Annotated in this window: 23 protein-coding genes and 1 tRNA gene; 11 read left to right on the top strand and 13 right to left on the bottom strand. The window is 33.1% G+C overall.

Annotation, left to right across the window (positions count from 1 at the left end):
- Position 1 precedes the first annotated feature (1 nt).
- The gene (locus tag AC5LW9_RS07720) at positions 2 to 1327 is read left to right on the top strand and encodes an MATE family efflux transporter (protein ID WP_493455582.1); all 1326 of its coding nucleotides are present in this window, start codon (positions 2 to 4) and stop codon (positions 1325 to 1327) included.
- Positions 1328 to 1465: 138 nt separating this feature from the next.
- Here the strand turns inward: AC5LW9_RS07720 and AC5LW9_RS07715 are convergent, their stop codons facing one another.
- From AC5LW9_RS07715 to AC5LW9_RS07705, 3 genes are all read right to left on the bottom strand, one after another.
- Positions 1466 to 1846 (bottom strand): carboxymuconolactone decarboxylase family protein, encoded by a 381-nt coding sequence (locus AC5LW9_RS07715; protein ID WP_198228350.1) that lies wholly within the window; start codon positions 1844 to 1846, stop codon positions 1466 to 1468.
- Positions 1847 to 2315: 469 nt separating this feature from the next.
- A complete protein-coding gene (locus AC5LW9_RS07710) occupies positions 2316 to 4676 on the bottom strand; it encodes a TonB-dependent hemoglobin/transferrin/lactoferrin family receptor (protein ID WP_493455581.1) in 2361 nt (786 codons plus the stop codon).
- Positions 4677 to 5083: 407 nt separating this feature from the next.
- Positions 5084 to 5551: a nuclear transport factor 2 family protein gene (locus AC5LW9_RS07705; RefSeq protein ID WP_493455580.1), complete on the bottom strand. Its 468-nt coding sequence runs from the start codon at positions 5549 to 5551 to the stop codon at positions 5084 to 5086.
- Positions 5552 to 5727: 176 nt separating this feature from the next.
- Between AC5LW9_RS07705 and AC5LW9_RS07700 the strand changes: the two genes are divergently transcribed.
- Complete coding sequence (locus tag AC5LW9_RS07700; RefSeq protein ID WP_198228354.1) at positions 5728 to 6108, top strand: winged helix-turn-helix transcriptional regulator; 381 nt, start codon at positions 5728 to 5730, stop codon at positions 6106 to 6108.
- A gap of 303 nt (positions 6109 to 6411) precedes the next feature.
- Here AC5LW9_RS07700 and AC5LW9_RS07695 read toward each other — a convergent pair whose 3' ends face one another.
- On the bottom strand, positions 6412 to 8313 hold the full coding sequence (locus AC5LW9_RS07695; protein ID WP_493455579.1) for an enterotoxin: 1902 nt from the start codon (positions 8311 to 8313) through the stop codon (positions 6412 to 6414).
- Positions 8314 to 8898: 585 nt separating this feature from the next.
- On the opposite strand from AC5LW9_RS07695, the gene AC5LW9_RS07690 reads away from it, so the two are divergent.
- Complete coding sequence (locus AC5LW9_RS07690; RefSeq protein ID WP_493455578.1) at positions 8899 to 9852, top strand: arsenic resistance protein; 954 nt, start codon at positions 8899 to 8901, stop codon at positions 9850 to 9852.
- 451 nt (positions 9853 to 10303) lie between these two features.
- Here the strand turns inward: AC5LW9_RS07690 and AC5LW9_RS07685 are convergent, their stop codons facing one another.
- Complete coding sequence (locus AC5LW9_RS07685) at positions 10304 to 10642, bottom strand: endonuclease/exonuclease/phosphatase family protein (protein WP_493456602.1); 339 nt, start codon at positions 10640 to 10642, stop codon at positions 10304 to 10306.
- 454 nt (positions 10643 to 11096) lie between these two features.
- Between AC5LW9_RS07685 and AC5LW9_RS07680 the strand changes: the two genes are divergently transcribed.
- The 5 genes from AC5LW9_RS07680 (at position 11097) to AC5LW9_RS07660 (ending at position 14803) form a co-directional block, all read left to right on the top strand.
- The gene (locus AC5LW9_RS07680; RefSeq protein ID WP_493455577.1) at positions 11097 to 11978 is read left to right on the top strand and encodes a LysR family transcriptional regulator; all 882 of its coding nucleotides are present in this window, start codon (positions 11097 to 11099) and stop codon (positions 11976 to 11978) included.
- A 230-nt stretch (positions 11979 to 12208) separates the two neighbouring features.
- Entirely contained in the window at positions 12209 to 13417 is a 1209-nt protein-coding gene (locus tag AC5LW9_RS07675; protein ID WP_493455576.1) for an MFS transporter, read from the top strand.
- Positions 13418 to 13447: 30 nt separating this feature from the next.
- Positions 13448 to 13834 carry a hypothetical protein gene (locus AC5LW9_RS07670; protein ID WP_493455575.1) on the top strand — a complete coding sequence of 129 codons (387 nt, stop codon included), beginning with the start codon at positions 13448 to 13450 and terminating at the stop codon, positions 13832 to 13834.
- Positions 13824 to 14282: a cyclophilin-like fold protein gene (locus tag AC5LW9_RS07665; protein ID WP_493455574.1), complete on the top strand. Its 459-nt coding sequence runs from the start codon at positions 13824 to 13826 to the stop codon at positions 14280 to 14282. The genes AC5LW9_RS07670 and AC5LW9_RS07665 overlap by 11 nt, the downstream gene beginning before the upstream one ends.
- 68 nt (positions 14283 to 14350) lie before the next feature.
- A complete protein-coding gene (locus AC5LW9_RS07660) occupies positions 14351 to 14803 on the top strand; it encodes a LysR substrate-binding domain-containing protein (RefSeq protein WP_493455573.1) in 453 nt (150 codons plus the stop codon).
- Positions 14804 to 15530: 727 nt separating this feature from the next.
- On the opposite strand, the gene AC5LW9_RS07655 is transcribed toward AC5LW9_RS07660, so the two are convergent.
- Positions 15531 to 16427 (bottom strand): LysR family transcriptional regulator, encoded by an 897-nt coding sequence (locus tag AC5LW9_RS07655; protein ID WP_081298781.1) that lies wholly within the window; start codon positions 16425 to 16427, stop codon positions 15531 to 15533.
- A 100-nt stretch (positions 16428 to 16527) separates the two neighbouring features.
- Between AC5LW9_RS07655 and AC5LW9_RS07650 the strand changes: the two genes are divergently transcribed.
- Positions 16528 to 17148: an NADPH-dependent F420 reductase gene (locus AC5LW9_RS07650; protein WP_493455572.1), complete on the top strand. Its 621-nt coding sequence runs from the start codon at positions 16528 to 16530 to the stop codon at positions 17146 to 17148.
- 180 nt (positions 17149 to 17328) lie between these two features.
- Here AC5LW9_RS07650 and AC5LW9_RS07645 read toward each other — a convergent pair whose 3' ends face one another.
- The 6 genes from AC5LW9_RS07645 to AC5LW9_RS07620 form a co-directional block, all read right to left on the bottom strand.
- A complete protein-coding gene (locus tag AC5LW9_RS07645) occupies positions 17329 to 17607 on the bottom strand; it encodes a hypothetical protein (protein ID WP_493455571.1) in 279 nt (92 codons plus the stop codon).
- 201 nt (positions 17608 to 17808) lie between these two features.
- Positions 17809 to 18708: an endonuclease/exonuclease/phosphatase family protein gene (locus AC5LW9_RS07640; protein ID WP_493455570.1), complete on the bottom strand. Its 900-nt coding sequence runs from the start codon at positions 18706 to 18708 to the stop codon at positions 17809 to 17811.
- A gap of 333 nt (positions 18709 to 19041) precedes the next feature.
- Positions 19042 to 19953 (bottom strand): hypothetical protein, encoded by a 912-nt coding sequence (locus AC5LW9_RS07635; protein WP_086327663.1) that lies wholly within the window; start codon positions 19951 to 19953, stop codon positions 19042 to 19044.
- A gap of 322 nt (positions 19954 to 20275) precedes the next feature.
- Entirely contained in the window at positions 20276 to 21211 is a 936-nt protein-coding gene (locus AC5LW9_RS07630; RefSeq protein WP_493455569.1) for a hypothetical protein, read from the bottom strand.
- A 211-nt stretch (positions 21212 to 21422) separates the two neighbouring features.
- Positions 21423 to 22253 (bottom strand): MetQ/NlpA family ABC transporter substrate-binding protein, encoded by an 831-nt coding sequence (locus AC5LW9_RS07625; RefSeq protein ID WP_198236650.1) that lies wholly within the window; start codon positions 22251 to 22253, stop codon positions 21423 to 21425.
- A 463-nt stretch (positions 22254 to 22716) separates the two neighbouring features.
- The gene (locus AC5LW9_RS07620; RefSeq protein ID WP_198228368.1) at positions 22717 to 23679 is read right to left on the bottom strand and encodes an aldo/keto reductase; all 963 of its coding nucleotides are present in this window, start codon (positions 23677 to 23679) and stop codon (positions 22717 to 22719) included.
- Positions 23680 to 23838: 159 nt separating this feature from the next.
- Between AC5LW9_RS07620 and AC5LW9_RS07615 the strand changes: the two genes are divergently transcribed.
- On the top strand, positions 23839 to 24720 hold the full coding sequence (locus AC5LW9_RS07615; protein ID WP_086351344.1) for a LysR family transcriptional regulator: 882 nt from the start codon (positions 23839 to 23841) through the stop codon (positions 24718 to 24720).
- A 461-nt stretch (positions 24721 to 25181) separates the two neighbouring features.
- Here AC5LW9_RS07615 and AC5LW9_RS07610 read toward each other — a convergent pair whose 3' ends face one another.
- Entirely contained in the window at positions 25182 to 26126 is a 945-nt protein-coding gene (locus tag AC5LW9_RS07610; protein WP_493455568.1) for a hypothetical protein, read from the bottom strand.
- Between the two features lie 476 nt (positions 26127 to 26602).
- Between AC5LW9_RS07610 and AC5LW9_RS07605 the strand changes: the two genes are divergently transcribed.
- Positions 26603 to 26676 (top strand) — tRNA-Cys (locus AC5LW9_RS07605).
- Positions 26677 to 26683: the final 7 nt, after the last annotated feature.

Genomic DNA, 26683 nt, shown 5'->3' with positions numbered 1-26683 from the left:
AATGACCCATTCATCAACATCGAATCATCAATATCAGTTTAAAGATTATCTTAAATTAGTTATTCCGTTTATTCTGTCAACCATCACCACCCCACTACTGGGTGTGGTCGATACGGCTTTAGTTGGTCATTTGCCTAATCCTGCCTTTATTGCTGGTATTGCAATAGGGACAGTAATATTTAATACCATTTATTGGTTATTTGGATTTTTAAGAGTCAGTACTACTGGTTTTGCTGCACAAGCTTTGGATGATTGTTTATTATTAAGATCGTCTCTTATCAGACCTTTATTTATTGCTCTTTTTTTAGGTTTGATATTTATTATTTTTCAAAAGTTGATTTTTTGCGCCTCAATGCACATCATCCAACCTAATCAAGATGTACAGCATTATGCGGATCTCTATTTTTCGATTTTAATTTGGGGGGCTCCTTTTGTTCTGATTAATTATGTCCTAGTTGGCTGGTTAATGGGGATATCCAAAGTAAAAGCCGTGCTGTTTTTACAAGTCTTTATCAATCTACTGAATATTATAATGGCGATGCTTTTTGTTTGGTGGATGCATTGGGACATTCAAGGAGTAGCTTTTGCAACATTGATTGCTCAAATATGTTGTACCTTGGTCGGTATTTGGTTTATCTACCGGTACTTACCCAGAACTAAACAAAAAATCGATATAAAATCTATTTTGTCATGGCAATCGTTAAAAGGGGTCATTTTAGTTAATACTAATTTAATGATCCGCACCATCTGTTTATTAACGGTAACTAACCACTTTATTTCGATTGGTTCAACATTCAATACTGAAGTATTAGCCGCCAATGCTGTTCTATTTCAGATTCATTACATGATGGCTTATCTATTTGACGGTTTTGCTAATGCTTCAAGCGTCTTTAGTGGTCGAGCTAAAGGTAATAAAAATATTCAACTTTATAATCAAACTCTACGATGGTCACTACAAGCCTGCATTATTTGCCCAATAATTTTGATTGCAATTTGGTTAACCTTTGATACTGCAATTATAAAACTATTAACGAATCAAACTGAGATTATCACCCTATCGCTTCAGTATCAATCTTGGTTAATGGTATTCCCTATTGTTGCAGCTGGAGGATTAATCTATTATGGCGTGTTTTCAGGCATCAGTTACACCTCATCTATACGCGACTCAATGTTATTGGCGTTATTAGTTTGGTTTATAGCACAATACTTTGCTGTGCCCGTCTTTGGAAATAATGGATTATGGTTTTCTTATATTTTATTTAGTTTAGGCCGAACCCTGTTTTTGGTTATATGGATTAAACAATCCAAACGCTATGTTTTACTTTAACTCATCAGGAAATCATTAAGATTATTTATTAATCATTATCCTTGTGGATACCATAAAAAATATTTTTATGGAATTTTTATGGCATTTCATTCACATTGACGTGTGATATTAAAATTAATGTGTGCTGTTTTGAATGGTTTATTTCGGTTTTCTTTCTTCAAATGCTTGGTGGGCAATTTTTAATGCACTAGTAACACGAGGAAAGCCTACATAAGGTAAGCAATGAACACAAATATCTAAAATTTGTTCTTCCGTTAATCCAGCATTTAAGCCACCATGAATATGCATTTTTAACTCTTTTGGCACACAACCTTGAGTAATAAGCGAAGATATGGTGACGATCTGTTTTTGTAACAAGGATAAACTTTGACGACTATAAATATCACCATAAGCAAAATCACAAATATATTCTTCGAATTTCGGCGCTAATTTTGCGTTATTTTTTAAACCATTGGCTCCCATTTCACCATATAATGATTCGATATTTTCCAGACCTTTTGTGTGTCTTGATTGAGTCATTTACTTTTTCCTCTTGATATTTTTTAGTTGGCAGATAATTTGACTTGAGTTAAATCGATTTTACGATATAAAAATCCTGTTTTTATAAAATAGTTAATGAATAAACACTTTTATATGGCTTATTTCATGCATTTTATAAAAAAGATTTTTGAAGATAAACTGCATCAATTCATCCCATTGTGACATAAAAAAATAAATTACCCAATTTTATTGCTTAACTTCGTTTTAATTCGATACTTCTTTGATCACATCAAGATAACTAAAAAAATGAGTCATCAGATCCCAGCTTTTTTTAAGTGCAAAAAAAGTCAAACTTCGGCTATCTCAAAGATTAAAATAAATCGTATCCATAATTAAACATTCCTTTTTGAAAGGAGAACAAAATTTTTAAAAGCATAATGTGATATCAATAAAATGAATTGCAATTTTCAAATTCTGCTCATTATTTAGCAGAATTTGAATGTACAAACTAGAATCGATATGAAAAACTGGCTTTAAAGTTACGCGCTAATCCATAGGTATTCTCACCTAAATAGAGTCTATAATCTTTATTAAATAAATTATCAACAGCTAACTTAACTTCCGCTTTCGGTAAAAAGGTTGGTTGCCATGTTGCAAATAAATTATGGATTGAATAGCCTGATGAACGCCCTAAACCGTAAGCGCCCAGATCTTTTATACCATCATGATTTCTATCTTCAAGACCTGTGCGATCTTGTTTTCTCACAAATTGAGCATTCCAACCTGCTTGAACATTCCATTCAGGTATTTTAAAACCAGAGGTTAAGGTTGCTGTGCGCGGAGCAATCGTTGCCACATAAGTTTTGTTATGCATCCATATTGCCTGCGGTGTTGAATCACGTTCCCCTTTTTGGATAGAGTAAGTGGCACTGGCAAACCAATATCGGCTATCATAGAAAGCTTCTAATTCAAAACCTTGTATCACAAGTTTACCCGGAACATTATGATAATTGGATTGACCAAGCGGACATGAGTTACCGGGTCCACAAATTGAACCATCAAAGCCACGCGTAATAAAAATTTCGTTTTTAACTTGCTGTCTGAATAACGTATTTCTGATTTGTAATTTATCATTTTCTAATAATATATTACTGAAATCGAGAATATTACCTGCCCGAATTGACAAGTTACGCTCTTTTTTTAAATTACGACTTGTGGCACTGATTTTACCTGAACCACCATTTTTAGGGGTAAATTGCACTTCATATGTTTCATCAATTGTCGGAGCTTGCCAAGCATAACTAATATCGCTAAAAAATCCGATATTTTGTGTTGTTTGCCAATAGGCTCCAAATCTTGGTGTCCAACCAGAATAATTCACGGGTGAATAGTCATGACCAAAACGAGGATCTGGGTCATTGTAGGCTGAAGCATAATTTTGCTTACCATGATTACGAACATAATCATAACGAAGTGATGGTGTTAGAACAAAAGTATCAATAGAAAGCTCATCTTGGATATAAAAACTATAATTCTGTTGTTTACCTGATGGCATATAAGCAGGTTGAAAATAACCATTATTATAGTTAGGTTTCTTTTCATAACCCTTATAATACATCAGGGTATCACGGTCGTGTAAATGTACTTGCGCACCGATTTTTAAAGCATTATCAATCGGTCCGGTAGAAAAAATACTGATATTTTCAAGTTCAACGGTTTTATCCGTATAGCTAACCCAACTTTCATTACCCATAGTACCCAAAGATGAAACGGGATTATATTTACTCGGACGGGTATCATGCTGTTTGGTTTTAGAATAAGTGGTATGCAAAGTAAAATTAATAAATGGGTTATAAGTTGGTTGATAATTCCATTTAAATTGGGCTGATTCATCGGTTTGATCGCGTTTGACTAACTTTCTTAACCACGCAGCTTTATAACCATATTTTTTAATTTGAGCAGCTGTTGGGGGCGTCATTTTTTCGACATATTTAGCTGCCCATGGTTGCCATGAATCACGCTTAGAACGAATACCCGAAACGGTAAACGTATGTTCTTCATTGGGTCTAAAATTTAACTTAGCCATATAAGTATCCATATCATCTTCTGAAAAGACAAATCTGGAGCCGTCTGGTCGCTTAAAATTACCACTATTGCGATTGGTGTAATAAACCAGCCCATCAAACATATCATCTTGCGTTCGTCCATAAACGGCACTCGTCACCATATTTTGATGATTATTAGAATGGAAACTGTATTTCACCAAAGCACCTACATATTGGTCAGGATCAAGCAAATCTATTGCATCTTTCGTTTCCATTTTGACCACACCACCAAAGCCACCATTACCAAACTTTACATCGTGTGGACCCTTATTAACTTCCACTTGTTTAAGTAATTCAGGTTCAACAAACACTGAACCTTGTTGATACTTTTGAAAGCCTTTTTGCGCACCATCAACAATAATTTTGACATCTTCAACTTTACCAAATCCCCATATATTTAAAGTTTGTCCGCCTGGTCTTACTGATCCCGCAAAACTGACCCCGGGTAATGTATTGAGTAATTCTGCCACATTGTCGGCTTGTTTTTGTTCAATTAGTCTTGAAGATAATGTAGAACGACCAGCAATAACACTGTTAATCTTTTTCAGTTCATCTTGAGAATCCGACCGAGCAATAACGGTTATAACATCATCAATATCATCATTTTGAGCGTTATTTTTCACTAAATTCGGTGAGTTAGATTTATCGGTGACTTTTTGTTGCTTATCATCCTTATCAGACGTGAGGTTCTCACCTATCAATGATTCAGCGTGGAGAGAGCAACTCATAAAGAGTAATAATAGGCCTGCCTTTTTATGTTTCATATCTGATTCCTTCCATAATATTAATCAATATGTTAAGTGATAGATAATTATTGAATATTAACCACGCAATTAATAATGATAATTATTATCAATTAATAGGCTGGCAAGTATATTGGGTTTAGTAAAAAATGAAAAGAAAAATATAGAAGCTTTCACTATTGTTGTTTCAGTCTGATACATATGAAGGGATAATGTTTTTATAAATCCAGCCAATAAATTTTATTTTCTGTATACGCTAAAAATGTTAAATAGTGAAAATTGAGGTAGTTGAAACAATTAAAGATTGAAAGAATAATAAGTAAAAGCACTCATTAAGTGCTTTTATTTAAATTGGACATTTGCTAAGACGCCGTATTAATTAACACATCGTATCTTTTAAAATAATATTGGTTAAAAGCGAATACTCGTTAAAACATGGTATTAGAATATGCAGCAGTTGTTGGCACATTTTGAATGATATCCCAGTGTTCAACAATTTTACCGTCTTTGACTCGAAATATATCCAGTACCGCTTTACCCAGATCTTTTTCATTTTCTTTAGAGTGAACATGAAGCCAAACAAGATCTCCATCTACAGCAGTACGAACAATTTGCGCACTGGATTGAGGATGTTCTTTAAAAAATGCGGAAAAGTAGGTAATAAATGGTGCTCGACCATCTGGTACATATGGATTATGCTGTTTATAATCTTCAGTGAGAATGTTTAACGCTTCGTTGATTTGATGTTTATTAAAGAAATCATTATAAAAATTAACGACCAATGTTTTATTATTTTCTTCTTGGGCAATATCAGAAGTTGGTTTTTCATTGGCAATTGCACCAGTTGTTATAAATAATAATGATATTGCTACCATACTGTTTTTTAATATACTCATAGCCACTCCTAAATAGTCAATTAAACTCAAAAATCCGTGCAATCAATTTTTATTAGTCTATAATGTAGACTTATTAAATGTTAACAATAAAATTGAACTAAAACAATAAGTAACCTGAATGTAACTAGGTCACATCGGTGTGACTTATCTAATTATTACTAGAAAATAGAGTTAAAATGACCAAACTATTTGATGATACGTCGATCCAATTTGATCATCCCTGTCCGATTCGTGATGTGCTTGATAGAATCGGTGACCAATGGAGCTTATTAATTTTAAAAACCCTTGAAAACCGAACAATACGTTTTAGTGTCTTGCATAAAGAAATTAATGATATTTCTCGGCAAATGCTTTCGCGAACATTAAAAAAACTCGAAAAAGATGGTTATATTATTCGAACCATTTATGCCGAAGCCCCTCCCCGTGTTGAATATGCTTTGTCAGATTTAGGACAATCGTTTTTAAAACCAATGAATACGCTTATCAAGTGGGCAAATGAGAATCATAAAGCTATCTACCTTGCCAGAAGAAAAGCCGACGTTAACTTGTCTGATTAAAGATAACTGAATAATCTGCCAATTTAATAGGCAAATTGTGAGTTTTTTATTTTATTCACTTTATTTTCAAGCCAATCTTTTTTTATAGAATATAAATGGCTGTTCACTCTTTATTGAGTGTCATCAAATTGTTGTAGGATTTTTCTAGGTTGTCGATATATATAAATTTGTTATTTACGATTGTTGATAATCTAATGTATCTATTATTATTTAATTACTAATTTTTCAAGCTTAATTAATACTCTATTTACTCGCTTAAAGATAACACCTTACCTTAACAAAGTAAGGTAAGGTGTTTTATGATTACTGAGGCGTTAAAGACATGATCACTGTCTCAAATGGCGCTAATGTTATCATTGCAGTTTTGTCAATTTTGGCTGGTTTATCTGCATGAGATTTACTTATATAATCAATATTGATTTGAAAATTTTGAACGGCATTGGTAGGTAGTTCTAAATCATTTTGTAAATCAAGATAGTAAACTTGCTGTTTATCAGACGGATTACGTAACGTAATAATTGATTTATCACTTGACCAACCTGCCCAACCATAAACAGCTAATTTGGTAGGATCTTGCCCAATCCAATGTGTATCAAATAATACATGTTGATTATCACGCGACCAGATAGCGGCTTTAGCCAAAGTATCCCAATTTGTAGTTGAAAGTAATTCAGGAGTTATATACATTTCTTGCAGTTGAGTACCCGTTGCAAAATAACTCCAAACTTGATCAGCAAAATCAGTGTCGCTCTCTTTTTGTAGATGTTTGGCCTGTTTAGCATAGACAATGCCATGTAACATTAACGAATTTAATGGAAATAAAGGACCTTTCATAATAATTGAACGATAAGTTTCCGCATCACGATAAGTCAACCATTGCTGAACTTTTGTACCTGGGCCATAGTAGTTAACATCATCTCCTCCCCGCCAGATGGAATCAGCATAAAACAACCAAGATGGTGTGGCTTGTGTACCTGTTGTTAGATTGACATACAAATTAGGATTAGCACTGCGCATATCTTTAATGAGATGTATAGCAGCATCAAAATCACTGGTGAATTCACTACCTGCAATAACCTTATCAGCATTACCTGTGCCATCAAGTTTAAACATACTGATATTTTGCTGATTAATTAACTCAATAATACGTTTATGAAAATTAGCATAATATTTAGGCCCTGATAGTGCCAATTTGCCATCCATTGTTTCATAACCAAATTCAGATGCATTTTTAACACGAGTATCTCGTGGTTTGTTATAGCCACCCCATGGTGACAACCATATACCCAATGCAGCATGATATTTTTCTGAAGCACTTTTTAGTTTATTAAATTCGTCAGGAAAATTGCTGCCAAATCCCCAGTTACCTTTTAAGTTATCCCAACCATCATCAAATAGATAACCATCAAGCTTAACATGACGTTTTTCTACCAATTCTTTTCCATACTGATCGATGCGTAGTAATGCTTCTTTTTCGGTATAAGGATTAAAAAAACCAATATCAAGCCAAGAATTATAGTGTAAATAAGGTGCATAAGGGCGTTCACGCACATAATTAATAAATTGGTTAACATGACGCCTTAACTGACCTGTTTCAAAAGTACCGATATAGGTTTTATAACTTAAAGTATGATTTGCTTGTAAAGGAATTTCCTGAGGAATTTTTTGCGAAACGCCCCCTTCATAAGCAACGGTGTTTGTTAGCGGATTTTCGGGAATAATAAAAAAGGTATCACTAATAATGGGTGAACTCACCACAGAGCCATAAACAAAAGGTGCTTGTGAATGAAATGGCATCAAAGAAATAGCCGTCATTGAAAGTGATTTAGTTTTAGGGGTGATTTGCAGTTCAAAACTCGCAAAATGATTATCATCATTCAAATTTAATAACGTTTCAACATTAAGATCATGACCAGTATAGGTTAACGTTAAATTATTATCATTTTGTTTTAATGTTTTTAATTGAAAATCTTTATCCGTCAATTTTTTGCCCGAGCTCAGTGTAATTTCAAACAAGGTGTTCACCTTGATTTGATCACTATTTTTAGCATTAATAAAATCTAAGGAAGTAATACTTTTTTGATTGTCACTATCCGAAATTTTAATAGTCGTATTCTTCCCAGACAATTGATAGTCCTTAGCCCAAACAGAATGGATAGGTAAACACAGAGTGGACAATATCCCCACTGTTATCCAATTTTTCATACATTTTTTCATTACTACCTCACTTTCGATAACAAAACTTATGGAAAAGATTAACAAATTCAATAAGTAGTATAAACGGGTCAGAAAAAATAAATTGTGATCGTGATAGCAGTTTCTACTTTGTTCATATTCCTCAATAAATACTTTTGGTTTTAACAAAATGAAATAGTAAATGTGGCACGATAAATCCCTGATTGAGTAAATTTAATTTAATTAACTTACAGTTAGGAAAGGAAAGAGTAATTAAAAACGGAAGCATTTAATAATTTCAGGGATATGCTTACTTTTATTGTACAATGTGATGAGACTCACAATATTGAGTCTTTTTTAATAAGTTAGTGCTTTTTGTTTAAAATTTTAATTAAGTTAATTTGCTTAACATCATTGATTTTCATAATAATCATTTTGAGTTGAAACTTTTTCACTAACAAATAATCACCAGTAAAAAAGTAAAAAAGTAAAAAAATATCTGTCAACAAAGCTGAAAATAAACAAACTATACTTTGCCAATGAGTACGAAGATAAACATCTACTTTTCTGATATGCTATAAAACAATCTTCTTTAAATAAAAATCTATCATTGATATGCCAATTATCAAAGAATTATTAGAAAAACAGCAAATTACCCTTTACTTTGTGACGATTGTCGTTGCCATTATTTTAGCTTTTTGTATACAAGGCACGAGTGTATTAGTCATAGTGATAAATCCAGTGCTTGCGTTTATGTTATTTGTCACTTTTCTACAAGTTCCCATTACTGAATTCAAAAGATTTCTATTCTATGGGCGATTTATTGCAGCCTTATTAATCACTAATTTTGTGATAATTCCGCTGTTTGTTGGCATATTAGCTTTATTTTTACCTCATGATCCTTTGATAAAACTGGGCGTATTATTTGTTTTGCTTGCACCATGCATTGATTACGTTGTCACTTTTTCGCATCTTGGGAAAGCCGATGCAAAATCGTTGATGATGTCAACGCCAATTCTTTTAGTCATGCAAATGTTACTATTACCAATTTATCTCGGCTTATTTATTGGGGATGAAGTTAAAAGCCTAATTCAACTTGCTCCATTTGTTCATACTTTTATTGAGTTAATACTAGTGCCATTTATTTTGGCTACTATAGTTCAATATTACGCTAAGCGTAATCAAATTGGCTCGACCGTTGCCCAATATCTAAATTTAATGCCAGTTCCTGCAACGGCACTCACATTATTTGTGGTGATCATCGCCATTGTACCGCAACTTGAAAACGCCGCAGCAACCGCTTTGATTGTGATACCCTATTATGTGATTTTTGCCATCATTGCACCATTACTCGGTTGGAGGATAGCCAAGCTATTTCATCTGCCCAGTTGTGCAAGTCGCTCTATAGCGTTTAGTGCAGGCACACGAAATGCACTGGTAATACTTCCTTTAGCTCTTGCTATACCTAACGCAATCCCTTTATTACCAGCGGTAATTGTGACCCAAACGCTTATTGAATTGGTGAGTGAATTATTTTACATTCATTTTATTGCTAAATTGGGTGATTAAATCCGTTATTCTTTTATTTATAAAAAATGGGCATATCGCCCGTTTTTTATTGGTTTAATCATTTCGAAACTGAATTTATTTCAAACTATGGATAAATTATCCCACTATCCTCTCTTTGCTAAACTGGGTGATTAAACCCGTTATTCTTTTATTTATAAAAAATGGGCATATCGCCCGTTTTTTATTGGTCTAATCGTTTCGAAACTGAATTTATTTCAAACTATGGATAAATTATCCGACAATCCTCTCTTTGCTAAATTGGGCAATTAAATTCATTATTCTTTTATTTATAAAAAATAGGCATACCGCCCATTCATTATTGTTCTAATCGTTTTGAAATTGAATTTATTTCAAATTATGGATAAATTATCCGACAATCTTCTCTTTGCTACACTGGGTGATTAAACCCGTTATTCTTTTGTTTATAAAAAATGGGCATATCGCCCATTTTTTATTGTTCTAATAATTTTAGCTTAGCAATAACAGGTATATGATCACTGACTAATGGCCATTTAATACCGTTCCACTCATTACCATCATTAGGTATGGTTAATTGCTCTACACTCCAGACTTGGTTACGACTGGTAAAAATGTGATCAAGATCTAATCCAGGATTGCCTGCTGGCCAAGTACGTGTATCAACGCCATCTTTTTTAACTCGATTCCAATATTTATCAAGTTCTTTAATCACCCTGTCACTTTCAACAGAATTAAAGTTACCTAGCAAAATCATAATTCCCGTTGCTAAATTAGGAAACTCATCAGCTAAATCAAGATCATCATAAACGATACTATTAATAAATCGAGCTTGCTATTGAGAATGTTAACAGCACCATGAAAATGCTTATCAATACAGGTTTTTTGATTTTAAAAACTATTTTCGTATACCAAACATATACCTAAAAAGAAAAGTGACCGCTAAAATTGGGTGTTTTTAGTACTCGCTTATTTTTGATTTAAAGTTAATTTTTAGCGGGTGTAAAAATCTGGTCAATTAGGCAGTACCCAAATTTGAGTGGTAAAGAAATTCCCCCATTAAAATAAAATTTTATAAAAAACTGTACATACTATACATGATTTATTATAAACCATTATTGTATAATGGTTTGCGCTATGTATGGTCTACATTTTAACTATACATAACTCTACATTCGAACTATACATAAAAACAACATACCTCTTTCCTATAACTTAATTATTGTTATACTTTTTGAGCATAAAAAATAGTTGTATATGAGGTTATTTTGGATATTAAAGTATTACGTTATTTTTTAGCTCTTGCTAGAGAGGAAAGTATCACTGCAGCTGCTGAGTATTTACATCTGACTCAGCCAACCTTATCTCGTCAACTGGCTGAATTAGAGCAAGAATTGGGTAAAACCTTATTTAATCGAGGCAGTCGTAAAATTACCTTAACCGATGAAGGTATGCATTTACGCAAACGTGCTGAAGAAATTTTAGAATTAGTGCAAAAAACTGAATTAGAGTTTCAAACCTCAGCTGAGGAAGTCAGTGGCGATATCTATATTGGCTGTGGCGAAACCCATGCCATGGGATTAATTGCTGAGGTTGTTAAGGCATTACAACACGACTATCCGCAAATTCATGTGCATATTTATAGTGGTGATGCTGATGAAGTAACAGAACGTATCGATAAAGGCTTACTCGATTTTGGATTATTAATTGGTGCGGAAAATATCAGCAAATATGAGTCGTTACTATTGCCCGAAAAAGATACTTGGGGAGTGTTAATGCGTAAAGATAGTCCACTTGCGCATCAAGATGTGATTAGACCTAGCGATTTATGGAACTTGCCACTTATTATCTCTAAACAGAAAGAAGTCGATAACCGAATTACGCGCTGGTTAAAACATGATTTAGATAAACTCAATGTGATTGGCTCATATAACCTACTTTACAATGCCTCACTGATGGTTGAAAAAAACATGGGTTATGCATTAAGTATTGATAAGCTGATTAACACAACTGGTAATAGTCATCTTTGCTTTAAACCTTTAGAGCCACAATTAAAGGTAGATATTCACTTAGTTTGGAAACGTTATCAAATTTTTTCAAAAGCAGCTGAAATCTGTTTACAGCGAATGAAACAGGCTTTTTCTCAATAAATCCCTCTGAATATAGAAGTGAGCAAAATGATCCTCCTATTTTGCTGAGCTTATTCTTATGGCTTCTTTTTATTGATATTAATGATATTAAATACAGCTTATACCCATGCTTTTAAGGCATAAATAACCATAAAATATAAGTAATTTACATATCTTTAGCTGCTATTTAGACTATAACCCATTCCACAACCATTCAATTCATCGTCTTTAGTATAATAATGGGATTAACCATGTCAGATAACACATTAAATACCCCAAGTACGGCATATTGGGGAGCAATATTCTCGCTATTTATTGGGGTAACGAGTTTGATTGCCGCGGAATTTATTCCCATTAGCTTATTAACACCTATCGCACAAGATTTAAATATTACTGAAGGTCAAGCAGGCCAAAGCGTCACAATGGTGGGGATTTTTGCGGTAGTCACCAGTTTGGTTCTCGCACCCATGACCCAAAATATTAATCGTCGAGTAGTATTATTCACTTTTTCTATTTTATTAGTATTATCCAATTTGTTCATTGCTGTTGCGCCTAATTATTTCATTATGCTGATTGGTCGAGCGCTATTAGGGATTTGTGTTGGCGGATTTTGGTCAATGGCATCTGCTGTAGTATTACAATTAGCGCCGAGTAAAGATATTCCTCGAGCATTAAGTATTGTCTATGCCGGAGTGTCGGTTGCAACGATTATTTCACTGCCTCTTGCCAGTTATTTAGGTCATTTAGTCGGTTGGCGTAATGTGTTTTTTATTGCTGCGGCGTTAAGTTTTATCGCGCTAGTTTGGCAACGGCTTACCCTACCATCTTTACCGCCGTGTGAAAGCAGTAATTTTAAAAATATGTTTGCCCTATTTAAGCAAAATTGGTGTTTTCTTGGCATTATCGGTACAATTTTTAGTTATGGAGGTTATCACCTCTTTTTTACTTATCTTCGACCGTTTTTAGAGCACAATTTAGCACTACAAGCCGGTCCATTAACCCTTATTTTATTGGTGTTTGGTATCGCTAATTGCATCGGAACCTTTGTTGCAGGTTTACTACTTGGCCGATTTTTTAGACCTGTGATGATCGCCATTCATTTAGTCTTAGCCGCCATAGCCATGCTCTTATTTATTAAATATAGGTTTTTAAGTTCTGATAATGTGACTATGGATACTACATTAGTGATTGCTTGGGGATTTGTGTTTGGATTTATCCCTGTTGGTTGGTCAACGTGGATCACTCGAACGCTTGCGGATAAAGCTGAACTGGTTGGTGGATTATCGGTTGCCGCGATTCAATTTTCCATTGGTTTAGCGGCTGGTGTTGGTGGAATGACCTTTGACCAATTAGGGGTTAGTGGCATTTTTCTCACGGCCACGATTATTTGTATTATGGGTGCCATCATTACCGCTTTGTGTTTTAGTTTATATAGAAAAGCAACAGGCAACCTTGCTTAATCAATCTTATATAGATAAAAAGGATCACAAATGAAAGTCAAGTTTACGGCTTTAGTGTTTATGCTAACTTTTGTACAAACAACACTTGCAAACACGGCAGAAGTGGCTGTGCAACATTTTCCAAATTCATCAACAGTGAGTCAGGCATTACAACCTTTAGTCTCTGGCGCCACCACTTTTTGGAATGATCATCCTAAAATTAATGCCGAATGGCATCAATGGGTCGATACGATTGCTGCCCAAACATTAAAAACACTTCCTACGTTAAAAGAACGAATGCCAGTCAGTGTTACAGCTACGCAGCTTGGTAATGTTAATGCCTTTATGGTCACACCTAAAACGATTGCACCAAATAATCAAAATCGTATCTTATTACATTATAATTCTCACTCTAGGCGATATCATCATGATAAATAGACATCCATTACGACAATTAAACTTGTTTATAACCGCATTTATTACACTTTTGATGAGTTTCTCGGCGTTTAGTCAAAAAACTGAAAGTACAACATTAGCAAAAATAAAACTGACTATTGACGATCAGCAAGTGATTGTCAATTTGCTCGATACTCCTGCTAGTCATCAGCTACTGGCACAACTACCGATAACACTGACTTTTAGTGATTATGTTGGTGCCGAGAAGATCGCTTATCTGACACAACCCTTAATTACTCAAGGTATGGCAAGTGCCGCTCATATTTCTGGGGATTTTACTTATTATGCGCCTTGGGGGAATTTGGTTCTGTTTTATCAAGGTGTAGGAACAAATTCACAATTGTATACATTGGGTCATATTGAGTCTGGCCGAACGGTATTAGCAAATTTAAAACAGGATTTTGTGGCAACACTAAGTCGTGTGGAGTAAATTAAATAAGGCATTAAAATATGAAAAGTGGATTGATAAAATGGTAGTAATATTATTACTTTTATCCGTTGCACTGGCAATCGCTTACCCAAGTTGGCGAGCAGCTATTTCGCACTGTTGAAACAAGTTTTGCTAAAATAGATAACGAACTTCAACTGATTGAACACTATCGAAATTCACCATCTGGCTTAGTGCGTATTAACTGTGGACTACAAGTGATTGAAACGCCACTACTCCCTAAATTAGCCCATTTTAAGGACAAATATCCTAATATTCAGTTTGAGTTTATTAGTGATAATCGTTTTGTTGATATTGTTGCAAAAGGATTTGATGCGGGTATTCGTTTTGGTAGTGATGTTGCGGAAGATATGGTCGCTGTTTGCATTAGTCAACTTATGAAAATGACGGTGGTAGCAACGGCTGATTATTTTCAAAAAAAGGGATTTCCTAGCACGATACAAGAGTTAACACAACATCAATGTATTGGTTATCATTTATCCAACGGACATCTTTTTTTTTAGTGGCAATTTGAGTACTCAGGTCAAATTATTAAAATCACCCCACAAGGACAATGGATTTTAAATGATGATTATCCAACGCTCGTTGCCGCAAAAATGGGATTAGGGATTGCTTATTTACCCTAAGAACTGATTGTAAAGGAACTGGCTAATGGTCAACTCATCTGCATTTTTAATGAATATAGCTATACTTTTCCACCTTTATACATCCACTATCCACATCGCAATATATCATCCGCATTACGGGTTGTGGTGAATACGTTGAGGGTTTAAATTTAAATGCGAAGATTTAGAGGATTGTTCAATTTTTAAGAAATAAAATTATAATCGTTATTAAGGCAAAGTTATGAAATATATTTTCCAGCCCTGTTATAGGACTCGGATAACTTAACTAATATGTTGAATAAAAAATAAAAAATTTAGTTAATGTCTTTTTCTGTATCCTGTTTGGTATCCGATTTAATGCTAGATTTGGAATAATTTCATTGGATCAGCATTATTCTTTCTGGACATTTATCAGATAAAGAAATATTCGATTTACTTACCGAAAGTTATCACTTAATTTCAAAGTAATTTTAGCCTTAGCTTTTATATATTTGTTTATTTCCTTAAGTATCTATTTTGTATAATACAAAAAACCGCCAATCAAGGCGGTTAGAATACTCATAAACAAAAAATTAAGTAGGTTCATCTGCTTTAGATAACCAATTTATACAGCCTATTATGATTTCTAACTTTGTTCACATTCACCAAATTTTTTAATACAAAAATCAATAAAACATCTTAGTTTAGGTAAAACATGGCGATTAGATGCATACAGAATATGCATGGGTCGGGTTGGTACGTGATAGTCAGGTAAAAGATGAACTAACAGTCCTTTTTCTATTGCTGGTGTCACCATTTCGGCTGATTGTAACATAATACCTAATCCAGCAATGGCTGCTGGTAATAGTGCATCACCACTGTCGGTCATGAATCGCCCTGATACAGGTACAGAAAAATGACCTTCAGCTCCCTCAAATTGCCAATGAGTTTGTAATGTTGTGTGAGAAAAACCCAAACATTCGTGATATTTAAGATCTTTTGGTGAATTAATCGGTGGCGAGGATTTTAGATATAAAGGAGCTGCACACAAAATCAACTGGTAAGGTTTTAATTTTCTTGCAATTAATCCACTATCAGGTAATTCACCAACTCTGAAAACTAAATCAAATCCTTCATCAATTAAATCAACAATACGATTAGTAAGTGATAAATCAATGGAAATTTCTGGATAAGTGCTTAAAAACTCGGGTAACTGAGGTGCTAATGCATGAGTGCCAAATGTTGTTGGTGCACTAATCTTAATTCGCCCTCGAGGTATGGCATTAATTTGTGCTGCAATCGCTTCTGACTCTTCAACTTCGGCAAGAATATTTTTGGCTCGTTCATAAAATGCACGTCCTACTTCGGTTAAGCTCTGGTGACGAGTTGTTCTATTTAACAAACGAACATTTAGGTGTTCTTCAAGCATGCGGACATGTTTACCAACTAATTGTGGTGACATATTAAATACGTTTGCTGTAGCCGAAAATGAGCCTAATTCAACGGCTTTCACAAAAACAGACATAGAAGTTAATCTATCCATTAGAAACAATTTGTTTTTAAATATGAAATATAACTGAAATTTATCACTTTTTATTTCTATTGTATAGTTTTATCAATTCATTCATAAACAGGAGATAAAAATGAAAATTGCTATTATTGGAACAGGAAATATGGGGACAGGACTTGCAAATGTACTTGCCACAACAAATCATGATATTGTAATTGCAAGCAGAAACTCAGCAAAAGCTCAGGCTCTCGCAAAAAATATAGGCGCTGAAAGCGGTTGTATTGAAACTGCGGTAAAATCAGCCGAAATGGTGATTTTAGCACTACCTTATCAAGCCGTAAAAGAGGTATTACTCTCTTGTGGTGATTTAACCGATAAAATATTAATTGATATAACTAACCCAGTTACGGAAGACTTTAAAGAGTTACTGATTGGTCATGTCACATCAGGCGCAGAAGAAATTCAAGCATTGGCACCAAAGGCGAAAATCGTAAAAGCATTTAATACTATCTTTGCTCAATTATTACCTACATCAGCACGAACAAGACAAACTTTGCAAGTTTTTATTGCTTCTGATGATGATAACGCTAAAACCGTTGTATCAAACATTGCTAATTCAATTGGATTTGAACCGATTGACGCTGGTCCTTTGTGTAATAGTCGTTTTATTGAACCTATTGGCGCAATGAATATTCATTTTGCCTTTTTCCTTGGGCAAGGACCAACTGTAGCCCCGATTTGGGTCAAAGCATAAATACGAAAATAACAGTCAATTTTGTTATTTAATTTATAATGAACAAAATGATATTAAAATTAAAATTTATATTGCTAAATAATCGCCATGTACGGTCTATACTTTAACTCTACATTCGTACTGTACATAAAAACAAAAAACCGCCAATCTGAAGTGACCACATAAAGTTGGACACTTTTATTAAGCGGTTTGTAAGGCCTGATTTCGATATTCAACCGAAGCCAGGCCTTTTAATTTGGCTTTAATGGCATTAGCGACTAAATCTAGATCCATTTTATGCTTCCTAAGTCCACCAGCAATATTGTAATTAGCCACCGTTATTTGCGGTTGTCTCCCTTCGGCATAGACTTTATTAGGCGAACTTTGATATTGTGTTTTTACCAGATCGTCATCAGCATAAACATTAAAACAGAGTGAAAACAGACCAATCAAACTAACTACCCAAAAATTTTTTTTCATCGTTATTTATCCATTAAAAAGATTTAGCAAGTTAAAAATGCTAAACAGTAATATTACTTTAAATTACATTTTGTTTTTGAGAGTTTTATCACAACCTATCACTTTTAGCATTAAAATTGATAGATATAAAAAAGCCAGACTATTGCAGTATGGCTTACTTATTAAGTAGTTAAGTAGTTAATTAGTTAAGTAGTATTGTAATTATTTATTACGAATGGTCATTTGTACTGGATAGTGATCGGAATAAGTATCAGTAAATTCATCTTTCAAAACTTTAACATCAATGACATCATTTTTAAGTTTTGGAGAAACATAAATATAATCATATCGCAATGGCGTTGATGCCTGATCATAAAATACTTTAGTTGGTGCAGTTGAAATAAATTGTTTGTTTTTCAGTTTTAAAGCATCAATATAACCGGCATCCAGTAAATTTTGTTGTACCGTATAACTTAATTGACCATTAACAAGATTATCTAAGATTGGTCGTTTCTTTTGTTTATCTTTGATATCTTCCAATAAATTGCTGTTGTCATATTCAGTTTTGTCTGCTGGAGAGAATGAATTTAAATCGCCAGCAATGATCCATTTACCTTTTGGATCCGAACTGTATTTGATTGAATCAATAATCAAGTTGATCTCATCTATTCTTTTTGACGTCCAAAATGGATTCATATGGGTTATTACAAAATGATATTTACCCACATCCGCATATAAGGCGCCATGCCATAAATTATCAACGACTTTATTTACATTCACAATTGGGTATTTTGAAGTGATCGCAACAGGGAAAAAAGCAGGATCATCTGGTGACTCTTTTAATAATACCGCATAATTATGTCCATAGCTTGCCGCAAAGTTTTCAAGTTTTTCACGAGTAAAAAAATTCATTTCCTGCCACGCAATAATATCAGCATCTTGCATTTTCGCCCAATCAATAAATTTTTGTTTTCCTTCTGACTCATCCAATTTCATGCCATTATAGACATTATAGCTAATGATTTTTAAATCTTTTGCCTCCTCAAGTGAAGCAAAAGCCGTCGAAGAACTAAGAATTATAGCGCCGATAATAGCAGCTAATTTTAATTTAGTTTTACTCATACAAAATTCCTTTCATTTATTTACACATTTGATAGATATTATCTTGAATGATTTATAAATAAATCTTTTTTTATAATTTGTGTGATATAGCTCAATAATTTTATTTGAATTACGCATGATTGGTTGTCTTACCGGACCTTCACTTAAGGCATTAAATTACAGAATATCTTGTGAAGTAAAAAAATGAATAAACAATTTTATCGTTGTATGAGATTAAATAGGAGTAAAAAATACGGGCATAAAAGTAAACTGATTTTATGCCCACTTAGTAAGTTCTTATGAAGCGTTATTAGGTATTTAATAATCGCTTTGGTTTGTTAGGTAAAGATTCACCTATTCGGTAACAAAGAAATTTATTTGTCTCAAATCATCCATTGCGTCTTCAATTTCTCTGGTCGTGAATTGGTAAGTATTTTGCGGGTCTTGACCAGAACATAGTGAATGTTTTTTCTTGAACGTTTCGTGTGAAGTCAACTGTTTATAAGTATTACCTGATTCACTGCCCTTAGTGGTAAAAAATTTATTCCAATCTTTAAGCTGTGATTCCAGAAACTCGCGTCCTTCTTTACATTCAATTTTGTCTAAATCAAGGGTTGGTAATACATGTTTCTTGATTTCAGAAAATTTTTTAGGCGTGTAAGGAAGACTCACTTTTTCATCGATATCTTCTGAATTTATGGTATCAAGAAAATCATCTTCGCGGTACATTTTACGCTTTTGTGCTTGATATTGGTTTTCACCTCGAACCGTCACGGAATCAGGCAGTTCTTCATCGACTGAATAATCCCAAGAATTACTATTTTTTTCGATAAATACATCATTAAAAATTTGTACTGGTAATTCCATCTCTGCAGGTACGCCGTTTACGGAAACTGGAATAAGTTTAAGGTAAGGCTTGATCAATTGATCATAGACTTCATCACTGTTGGTATAGTAGGTTGTTAACAAAATATAGTTACTTTGTGTTGGATTAATAAATCCAGTATTGTTTGATATTGCAGGTTTTGCCATGAAAGTAAGTGAATCACCATTATATGTTAGAGTGTGTTTGCCATACTCAAAGGCATATTTAATGCCTGATTTTGCAGGAATGGTGAGTTCTTTGTCGTCGATAGTGACTTTTATTTCGTTTGCAGTAGGATTATCAATCCATCGGTCAACAGAACTATTGCTAAAAGTAGAGTCGAAACAGCCAACTAAAGTTAAACTACAAATAAGAGTTAAAGTAGATTTAATTTTTTTCATCACATTCATTTGTTAATTTTGTTAAAAGATGGTGTAAATAATAACATAATCACTTGCAAAATTATAATATTTCTTAATGGTTTTTAAATAAAGATCAGATATTCATCACACTTTTATTTGATTGTTGATTGATTACTTGTCTTAAATTTTTCATCTTTTTATATAACACATTTTTAAAAATTTAATGAGTAATCATTACATATTATAAAAGAAGAAAGGTAAGAAAAATATTCAGGCATAATACTATTACAAATAATATTATGCCTATTTATGACGAGTGGATTAAGAATATCGTTTAGACAATTTCTAAATTATCAGTGCATTATGATTTAATTACAAAAAAGTGCACATCACGAATATCACGAATAGCATTAGTAATTTCAGTCAATGCTTTATCATAGGTACCGTCTGGATCAGTTTCAGGATTACACAATTTTCTTGATTCATAATTTTTATTACTTGTGTCATTAGACGTCAATTTATTATAAGAACTTGCAAAATCTCCACCTTTCAGCGTGAATAAATGATGCCAGTCATTTAATAATTCTTTCATGTACGTTTGACCGGCTTCACATTTTATGGCTGTTAAATCAATATTTGGAAATACATGTTTGGTAATTTCGTTGAACTTTTTGGGTTGATAAGAGAAACTGATCGCTTCTTCCACCCCATCATTTTTCAAATAATCAAGAAAATCCCCTTCTCGAAACAGTTTTCTTTTGTTATCGTAATAATACGAGCCTTTAGGTAAATTTAGCTCTTGAGATAACTCTTCAGGAAAAGGTTCATCAAACGAATAATCCCACTTAGTATCCATTCTATCGATGAATACATCATTAATCTCGACAGTTGGAAGTTCTATTTCTGCTTCTTCTCCATTGACTATTATAGGTATTTTTTTTATCGCTCTTTGTGAAAGTTTGTCATACTCTTCCTGACTTATATTTGAAGTTGAATATACGACAGTATAAATAAAATAGTTACTTTGGGTAGGATTAATAAAGCTTGCCATTCCAAATTTAGCGGGTTTAACAATGAAGTTTAGTGAATCATCGTTATACGTTAAAGTATGTTTGCCATAATCAAATTTATATTGTATGCCTGATTGTGCAGGAATCGTTAATTCATTACCATTAATAGTCAATTTAATTTCATTAGCCGTCGGATTATCTATCCAACGATCGAGTGAACTACTTTCAAAGCAGCCCACCAAGCTCAAACTGCAAGTAACAAGTAAAGTATATTTTATTTTTTTCATCGTATTAAAATTTTGAAATTATTATTAATGTGGATAAATTTTATCATTAATATTAATAAAGACCTACTTCAAATCACTGTTTATCTAATTCGTTACAGAGATAACTAACTGGATATAATCATTATGCTATAAATATATACAATAACTGATTAAGTAAATATTTTGCTATTAATAATAACGTTATCCCTGCAAAAAATTTCAATAATTTAATCTACTGTTGAGGCCAGATGAATCGACCTTTAGCATCAGGATGTTCGTTAATAAATCTTTTTAAAACATCAGACTGATAAAGCGCTTTAACCTCTTTAGCCCATGCCGTATTTAAATTCTCTTTTTTTACCACGACCATTAACTCCAAATTAGGGGATAATTGTTCTTGAAATAAAACATTATCAGCGGGTATCTTACTTAACCATGCTACACCTCCTGGCATAATGGCATAATCCACTTCACCTAACGTTCTGGGTATGATTTCTGATAATAATAATCTAAATTTTAAGTCATACTTATTTTCAGCAATGTCATTGATATTTGCTGTACCCGATTTTGTGTCTGGTTTAAGTGTGATCCAATTTAATTTTTGCAACAATAACAGCGCTCTAGCGGTATTAGAGGGATCATTTGGAATAGCAATTATTTGATTTGGGGCAATCTCATTAACAGACCGATGCGACTGTGAAAACAGCGCAGCCGAAATGGATGGAATATGGACTAATGATACTAAGTCGTTATTCGTTTCTTTATTATAAACATCTAAATACGCTTGATGCTGAGCTGCATTCATATCAATACTACCTTCAACTAACGCAGTATTCGAATCTCTTAAAGAACTAAAATTAACCAGTTTTACCGTATAACCTTTTTGTTCTAATTCTGGTTTTACCACTCGCTCCATCAAAATATTGTGCATACTCGGCGGTAAACCAACAACGATCTCTTTTTTGTCAGTTTTATTGGCTTGTTCTGGATTTGATTTTTGTTCACAACCAAACAAAAATAAACAGCTCAACATTAAAATGGCTAAATTAAAAATCCTTCGCATCATTAATCCTTAAATTTGAGTATATTAAATATATCTAAATAATATTTATTATTCTTACCACTAACATTATAGTGACTAGCGCAGCAATCGTTTAATACAAAAAAATTATATCATTATGCAAATTGGCTATATGCGTACAAAATTTAATAGAAAATAGTTAAGTTTGAAGAAACTCGAAATAGTACTGAGATAAATGATCACTTTTCCAACTCAGTAGGACATAAGATGAGTAATTTTCGTAACAAAATTAAAAATTAGTTATTTCATTTTGTTATAGAATTGCTGGTAAATTTTTCTAAATTGAATTTGATGGCTTGATATCAAGTTAAAATTTAACCGATATTGATTTAATTAAAAGTAAGATAGAGTTAAACCTTAAGGCTATTCTCAAGCTTTTTGATAATTACCCCTAAAATGATATCAAACCTTTTTAAGGGTAATAATTTCAATCACTCAATTCGAGTTATAAAGCGCCCATAATACGATGTGGTATGTAAAGTTCCTCAAGATAAGTAACATCTTCTTGCGTTAATTTAACCTTCAATGCCCCTACTGCATCGTCAAGATATTGCGTTTTAGTTGCACCAATGATAGGTGAAGCAACCCCTTTAGCAAACTGCCATGCTAAAGCCACTTGTGTCATAGTTACATTATATTTTTCGGCAATTTCATGAACTCTTTTTACAATATTGGCATCGGTATTTTGGGTACCGTCGTATTTAGAGATAGCGACCTTATCAGTTTTACTGCGTAATGTGTCAGCTTTCCACTCTAAACGAGACAATCTGCCTGCCGCTAAAGGGCTATATGGCGTTAATGAAACATTAAATTGCTTGCAAACAGGAATGAGCTCACGTTCATCTTCCCGATACAATAAATTATAATGATTTTGCATCGATACAAACTGTGTCCAGTGGTTTTGCTGAGCAGCTAATTGCATATTATGAAATTGATAACCATACATCGCTGACGCACCTAATGCACGGACTTTTCCTGCTTTCACCAGATTATGCAACGCTTCCATTGTTTCGTCTATCGGCGTGCTATAGTCAAAACGGTGAATAATATATAAATCCACATAATCAGTGCCAAGGCGTTTAAGTGATCCATTGATCTCTGTCTCGATCGCTTTTTTGGAAAGATGACCTTCATTAAAATAAACTTTGGTTGCAATCACAACTTTATCGCGGGCAATGTTTCTTTTAATTGCTCGTCCTACATATTCTTCACTGGTACCAGCCGAATAAGTGTTAGCGGTATCAATAAAATTAATGCCTAAATCAAGAGCGTGTTTAATAATCGCTTCACTTTGATCAGGATCAAGTGTCCACGCATGCATTTGACTAGCTGGATCGCCAAAACTCATACATCCTAAACAAAATCGCGACACTTCAATGTTCGACGTGCCAAGTTTAATGTAATCCATAACTTCCTCCTTTCTTGCTGCTAAATTGACTTAGGTAAACGATTGCTTTAAAAACAGATCACAGTGTTTTTATATACTGATTTTAAACAGTAATTTTATTGAGATAAACAGGGTATTGATTTATAGTATGATGAATAAAATTCATTAATCCAACCCGATATGTATAACTTTAATGAACTAAATTACTTTATAACGATAGCCCAAGCTGGCAGTTTTGTAAAAGCGGCCAAGTCTTTACAAATTTCACCCTCGGCACTGAGCCATAGTATGCGTAATTTAGAGAGCCGTCTTGATTTACGATTATTTAATCGTACCACCCGCAGTATGTCATTAACCGAAGCAGGCGAACAGTTATTTAAGCAAGTTGCCCCCTTATTCAAATCGATTAATGACGAAGTTCATGCCTTAGCAAATTTTCTTGAAACGCCGTCGGGAACAATCAGAATTAATTCGACAAGTCTTGCAGTAGAAATGATTCTTTATCCTAAATTGCGCGATTTTTTAACTCAATATCCTCAAATAAAAGTTGAAATTCAAGCCGACAATAATTGGGTCGATATTGTTGAACAAGGTTTTGATATGGGCTGCCGTATCGGTGACGATCTCGCTAAAGATATGGTTGCAGTAAAAATATCAGAGCCGTTAAAAATGGCATTGGTTGCCAGCCCAGATTATTTAAAAAATACCACAAAACCCAAGCATATTAATGATTTAGATCATCATAAATTAATAGGATTAAGAATCTCTTCTCATCATGGTGCAGAATTATCATGGGAATTTAACGATAATGGTAATACTCTAATTTATCATCCTTCATCACAATTAATTTTTAATAATCATCTCCGTAAACAGGCAGCATTAGACGGTTTAGGTATTACTTGGGTGGGTCGGTTAGAAGTAGAAGAAGAATTAGCAAAAGGAACATTAGTTGAATTATTAGCCGATTTTGCCATGACCTATGAACCATTTTATATCTATTACCCAAGCCGAAAAGGTCATTCAAATGTATTTAAATTGATTTTAGAAGCGTTGAAATACTAATTCATTCAAGTTGAACAAAGAATATACTGTTTTACTTAACTCTATTTTTTTCTGAACTCTAAGCAAAAACTGACACTTTTTGACAAATACCCTTTTATCGATTCCGAATAGTTCATTTTATTCAATCCAATAAACAGTCAATAAAGTTTAATTAATCATAAATAGATAAACAAATATTAAATAATAAACTCAATTAAATTTAATAATTAACATCAAACTTGTAAAAATTATTCAGGAGTCTATACCATTTCATTTTTTATAAAATTTCGATAGACAGTCAATAAAGTTTAATTATTCATAAATAGATAAACGAATGTGAAATGATAAATCCAATTATATTAAATAATTAACATTAAACCTGTAAAAATTATTCAGGAGTCTATACCGTTTCATTTTCTTGTCTTGATTTTAGTTTTAGATAAAATCTATTGCTAACACCCTGATATAAGAAAACTTGATGATCATTGCACTTGAATAAACCGCCCTTCCTCATTAATTTTATAGTAAGTTTTACTTAATAATTTGGGTGATTGATTATTTCGGTGTTCGACTTGATTGAGTGTAATAAGATAATTGGCATCAATAGAATAGTCTGTAACTATTCCCCCATCCTCTAATTCATAGATTTCACCAATTTCTAATCGGTCAATTAGATCAAAATCATTTGTCAGGCTTATTAGGGATAGATTACTCGATGAATTTTCATTATATGAAAAAAGTAATAACAATTTTATTTTTTTGTTAGATTTTATCTTTAAAAGCATTAGATCACTTTCTTCAATATTGCCTTTAAAAAAGTAATTAAATTGATTATTTATTGGAGTAAAAACAACAAGTTCATCTTCGCTAGACCAATAACGATTATTTAATGGTAAATTAGTTATATTCAGTTTGCTATCAATATTTGCCAATTCATGTTGCATTTCTTGTTTGATTTTGAATGCCAAAACAATTTCATTATTAGTGAACAAAAATAGGTAATTTGAAATAATAATTACTGACTGATTTAGATCATACAGCGTTGGTAATGTGTTAATTGTATAATGTTGATAATCTTGCAGCTGATAAGTTAAATTTAATTTTTCCAACATGTTGTTTAATAATTGCTGGTTAGCTGGCGATAAGTCATCGGACGTTTGATTTAAATTTACGCTATGAGTTTCATCAATAATCAATTTATCTTTTGCACTTTTAATTACTATGTTTTTTATTTTCTTCAATTGATTATGAAATATTTCAGGTTCAATCGATTCATTAGAGAGATGATCAATTGCAACTAATTGCCATTTTATAGTCTCTTGGCTTAGTAGGATATTAGCATTATTCTTTACTTGGTTTGCATTGACTTGCAATGCAAAAAAACAGCATAAAAATAGAAAAATGGATCTATTAATGATTTTTAGCATTTTTACTTCCTGTAAGAAATTATTGATGAATGTGATGCATCTCTTATCGTTTAACGTTATAGTTAATAAGCTATCGTCCTATTTTCCAAACTCTCTCCTACTCAAGTAAAAACTTATAAGAACAAGTCGGATTAAAAATTAGATCTGACTAAAGTCAAATTTTTGATAATTAGCACGTTTAATAAGCGATCGTTTTCCTCTCAATGGTACTAAGGATTGATTGTTGGTTTACATCACTTAAATCAAATTTTAGATTTTACGACTTTTATTAATTATTTTGTACTCAATTTATATCAATTAATTGTGACCTAAAATCGATTTTTTACTGAAACACATGCATGACCTGAAACTTTTTTACAAGAAAAATGCATCATTTTAAATCAATTTATTATGACTGCTGTAATTATAGTCTATTAAGCCTTGACGATTTATAAAGCCAATGCTACTATTTGCCACCTGTTGAGACAGAGCACTACGGCGCGTTGGCAGAGTGGCCATGCTGCGGATTGCAAATCCGTCTACCTCGGTTCGACTCCGGGACGCGCCTCCATAAACTT

The sequence above is a fragment of the Gilliamella sp. LMG 34360 genome (assembly GCF_984568995.1).
The sequence above is the reverse complement of the archived record's forward strand: the minus strand, read 5'-3'. Positions and strand labels throughout refer to the sequence as shown.

Coding starts and splice junctions, on each gene's coding strand:
- AC5LW9_RS07690 (WP_493455578.1), top strand. CDS start 8,899: ATGCCAATTATCAAAGAATTATTAGAAAAACAGCAAATTACCCTTTAC.
- AC5LW9_RS07695 (WP_493455579.1), bottom strand. CDS start 8,313: ATGAAAAATTGGATAACAGTGGGGATATTGTCCACTCTGTGTTTACCT.
- AC5LW9_RS07675 (WP_493455576.1), top strand. CDS start 12,209: ATGTCAGATAACACATTAAATACCCCAAGTACGGCATATTGGGGAGCA.
- AC5LW9_RS07625 (WP_198236650.1), bottom strand. CDS start 22,253: ATGCGAAGGATTTTTAATTTAGCCATTTTAATGTTGAGCTGTTTATTT.
- AC5LW9_RS07665 (WP_493455574.1), top strand. CDS start 13,824: ATGATAAATAGACATCCATTACGACAATTAAACTTGTTTATAACCGCA.
- AC5LW9_RS07610 (WP_493455568.1), bottom strand. CDS start 26,126: ATGCTAAAAATCATTAATAGATCCATTTTTCTATTTTTATGCTGTTTT.
- AC5LW9_RS07645 (WP_493455571.1), bottom strand. CDS start 17,607: ATGAAAAAAAATTTTTGGGTAGTTAGTTTGATTGGTCTGTTTTCACTC.
- AC5LW9_RS07710 (WP_493455581.1), bottom strand. CDS start 4,676: ATGAAACATAAAAAGGCAGGCCTATTATTACTCTTTATGAGTTGCTCT.
- AC5LW9_RS07650 (WP_493455572.1), top strand. CDS start 16,528: ATGAAAATTGCTATTATTGGAACAGGAAATATGGGGACAGGACTTGCA.
- AC5LW9_RS07630 (WP_493455569.1), bottom strand. CDS start 21,211: ATGAAAAAAATAAAATATACTTTACTTGTTACTTGCAGTTTGAGCTTG.
- AC5LW9_RS07615 (WP_086351344.1), top strand. CDS start 23,839: ATGTATAACTTTAATGAACTAAATTACTTTATAACGATAGCCCAAGCT.
- AC5LW9_RS07635 (WP_086327663.1), bottom strand. CDS start 19,953: ATGAAAAAAATTAAATCTACTTTAACTCTTATTTGTAGTTTAACTTTA.
- AC5LW9_RS07720 (WP_493455582.1), top strand. CDS start 2: ATGACCCATTCATCAACATCGAATCATCAATATCAGTTTAAAGATTAT.
- AC5LW9_RS07620 (WP_198228368.1), bottom strand. CDS start 23,679: ATGGATTACATTAAACTTGGCACGTCGAACATTGAAGTGTCGCGATTT.
- AC5LW9_RS07700 (WP_198228354.1), top strand. CDS start 5,728: ATGACCAAACTATTTGATGATACGTCGATCCAATTTGATCATCCCTGT.
- AC5LW9_RS07715 (WP_198228350.1), bottom strand. CDS start 1,846: ATGACTCAATCAAGACACACAAAAGGTCTGGAAAATATCGAATCATTA.
- AC5LW9_RS07705 (WP_493455580.1), bottom strand. CDS start 5,551: ATGAGTATATTAAAAAACAGTATGGTAGCAATATCATTATTATTTATA.
- AC5LW9_RS07655 (WP_081298781.1), bottom strand. CDS start 16,427: ATGGATAGATTAACTTCTATGTCTGTTTTTGTGAAAGCCGTTGAATTA.
- AC5LW9_RS07640 (WP_493455570.1), bottom strand. CDS start 18,708: ATGAGTAAAACTAAATTAAAATTAGCTGCTATTATCGGCGCTATAATT.
- AC5LW9_RS07670 (WP_493455575.1), top strand. CDS start 13,448: ATGAAAGTCAAGTTTACGGCTTTAGTGTTTATGCTAACTTTTGTACAA.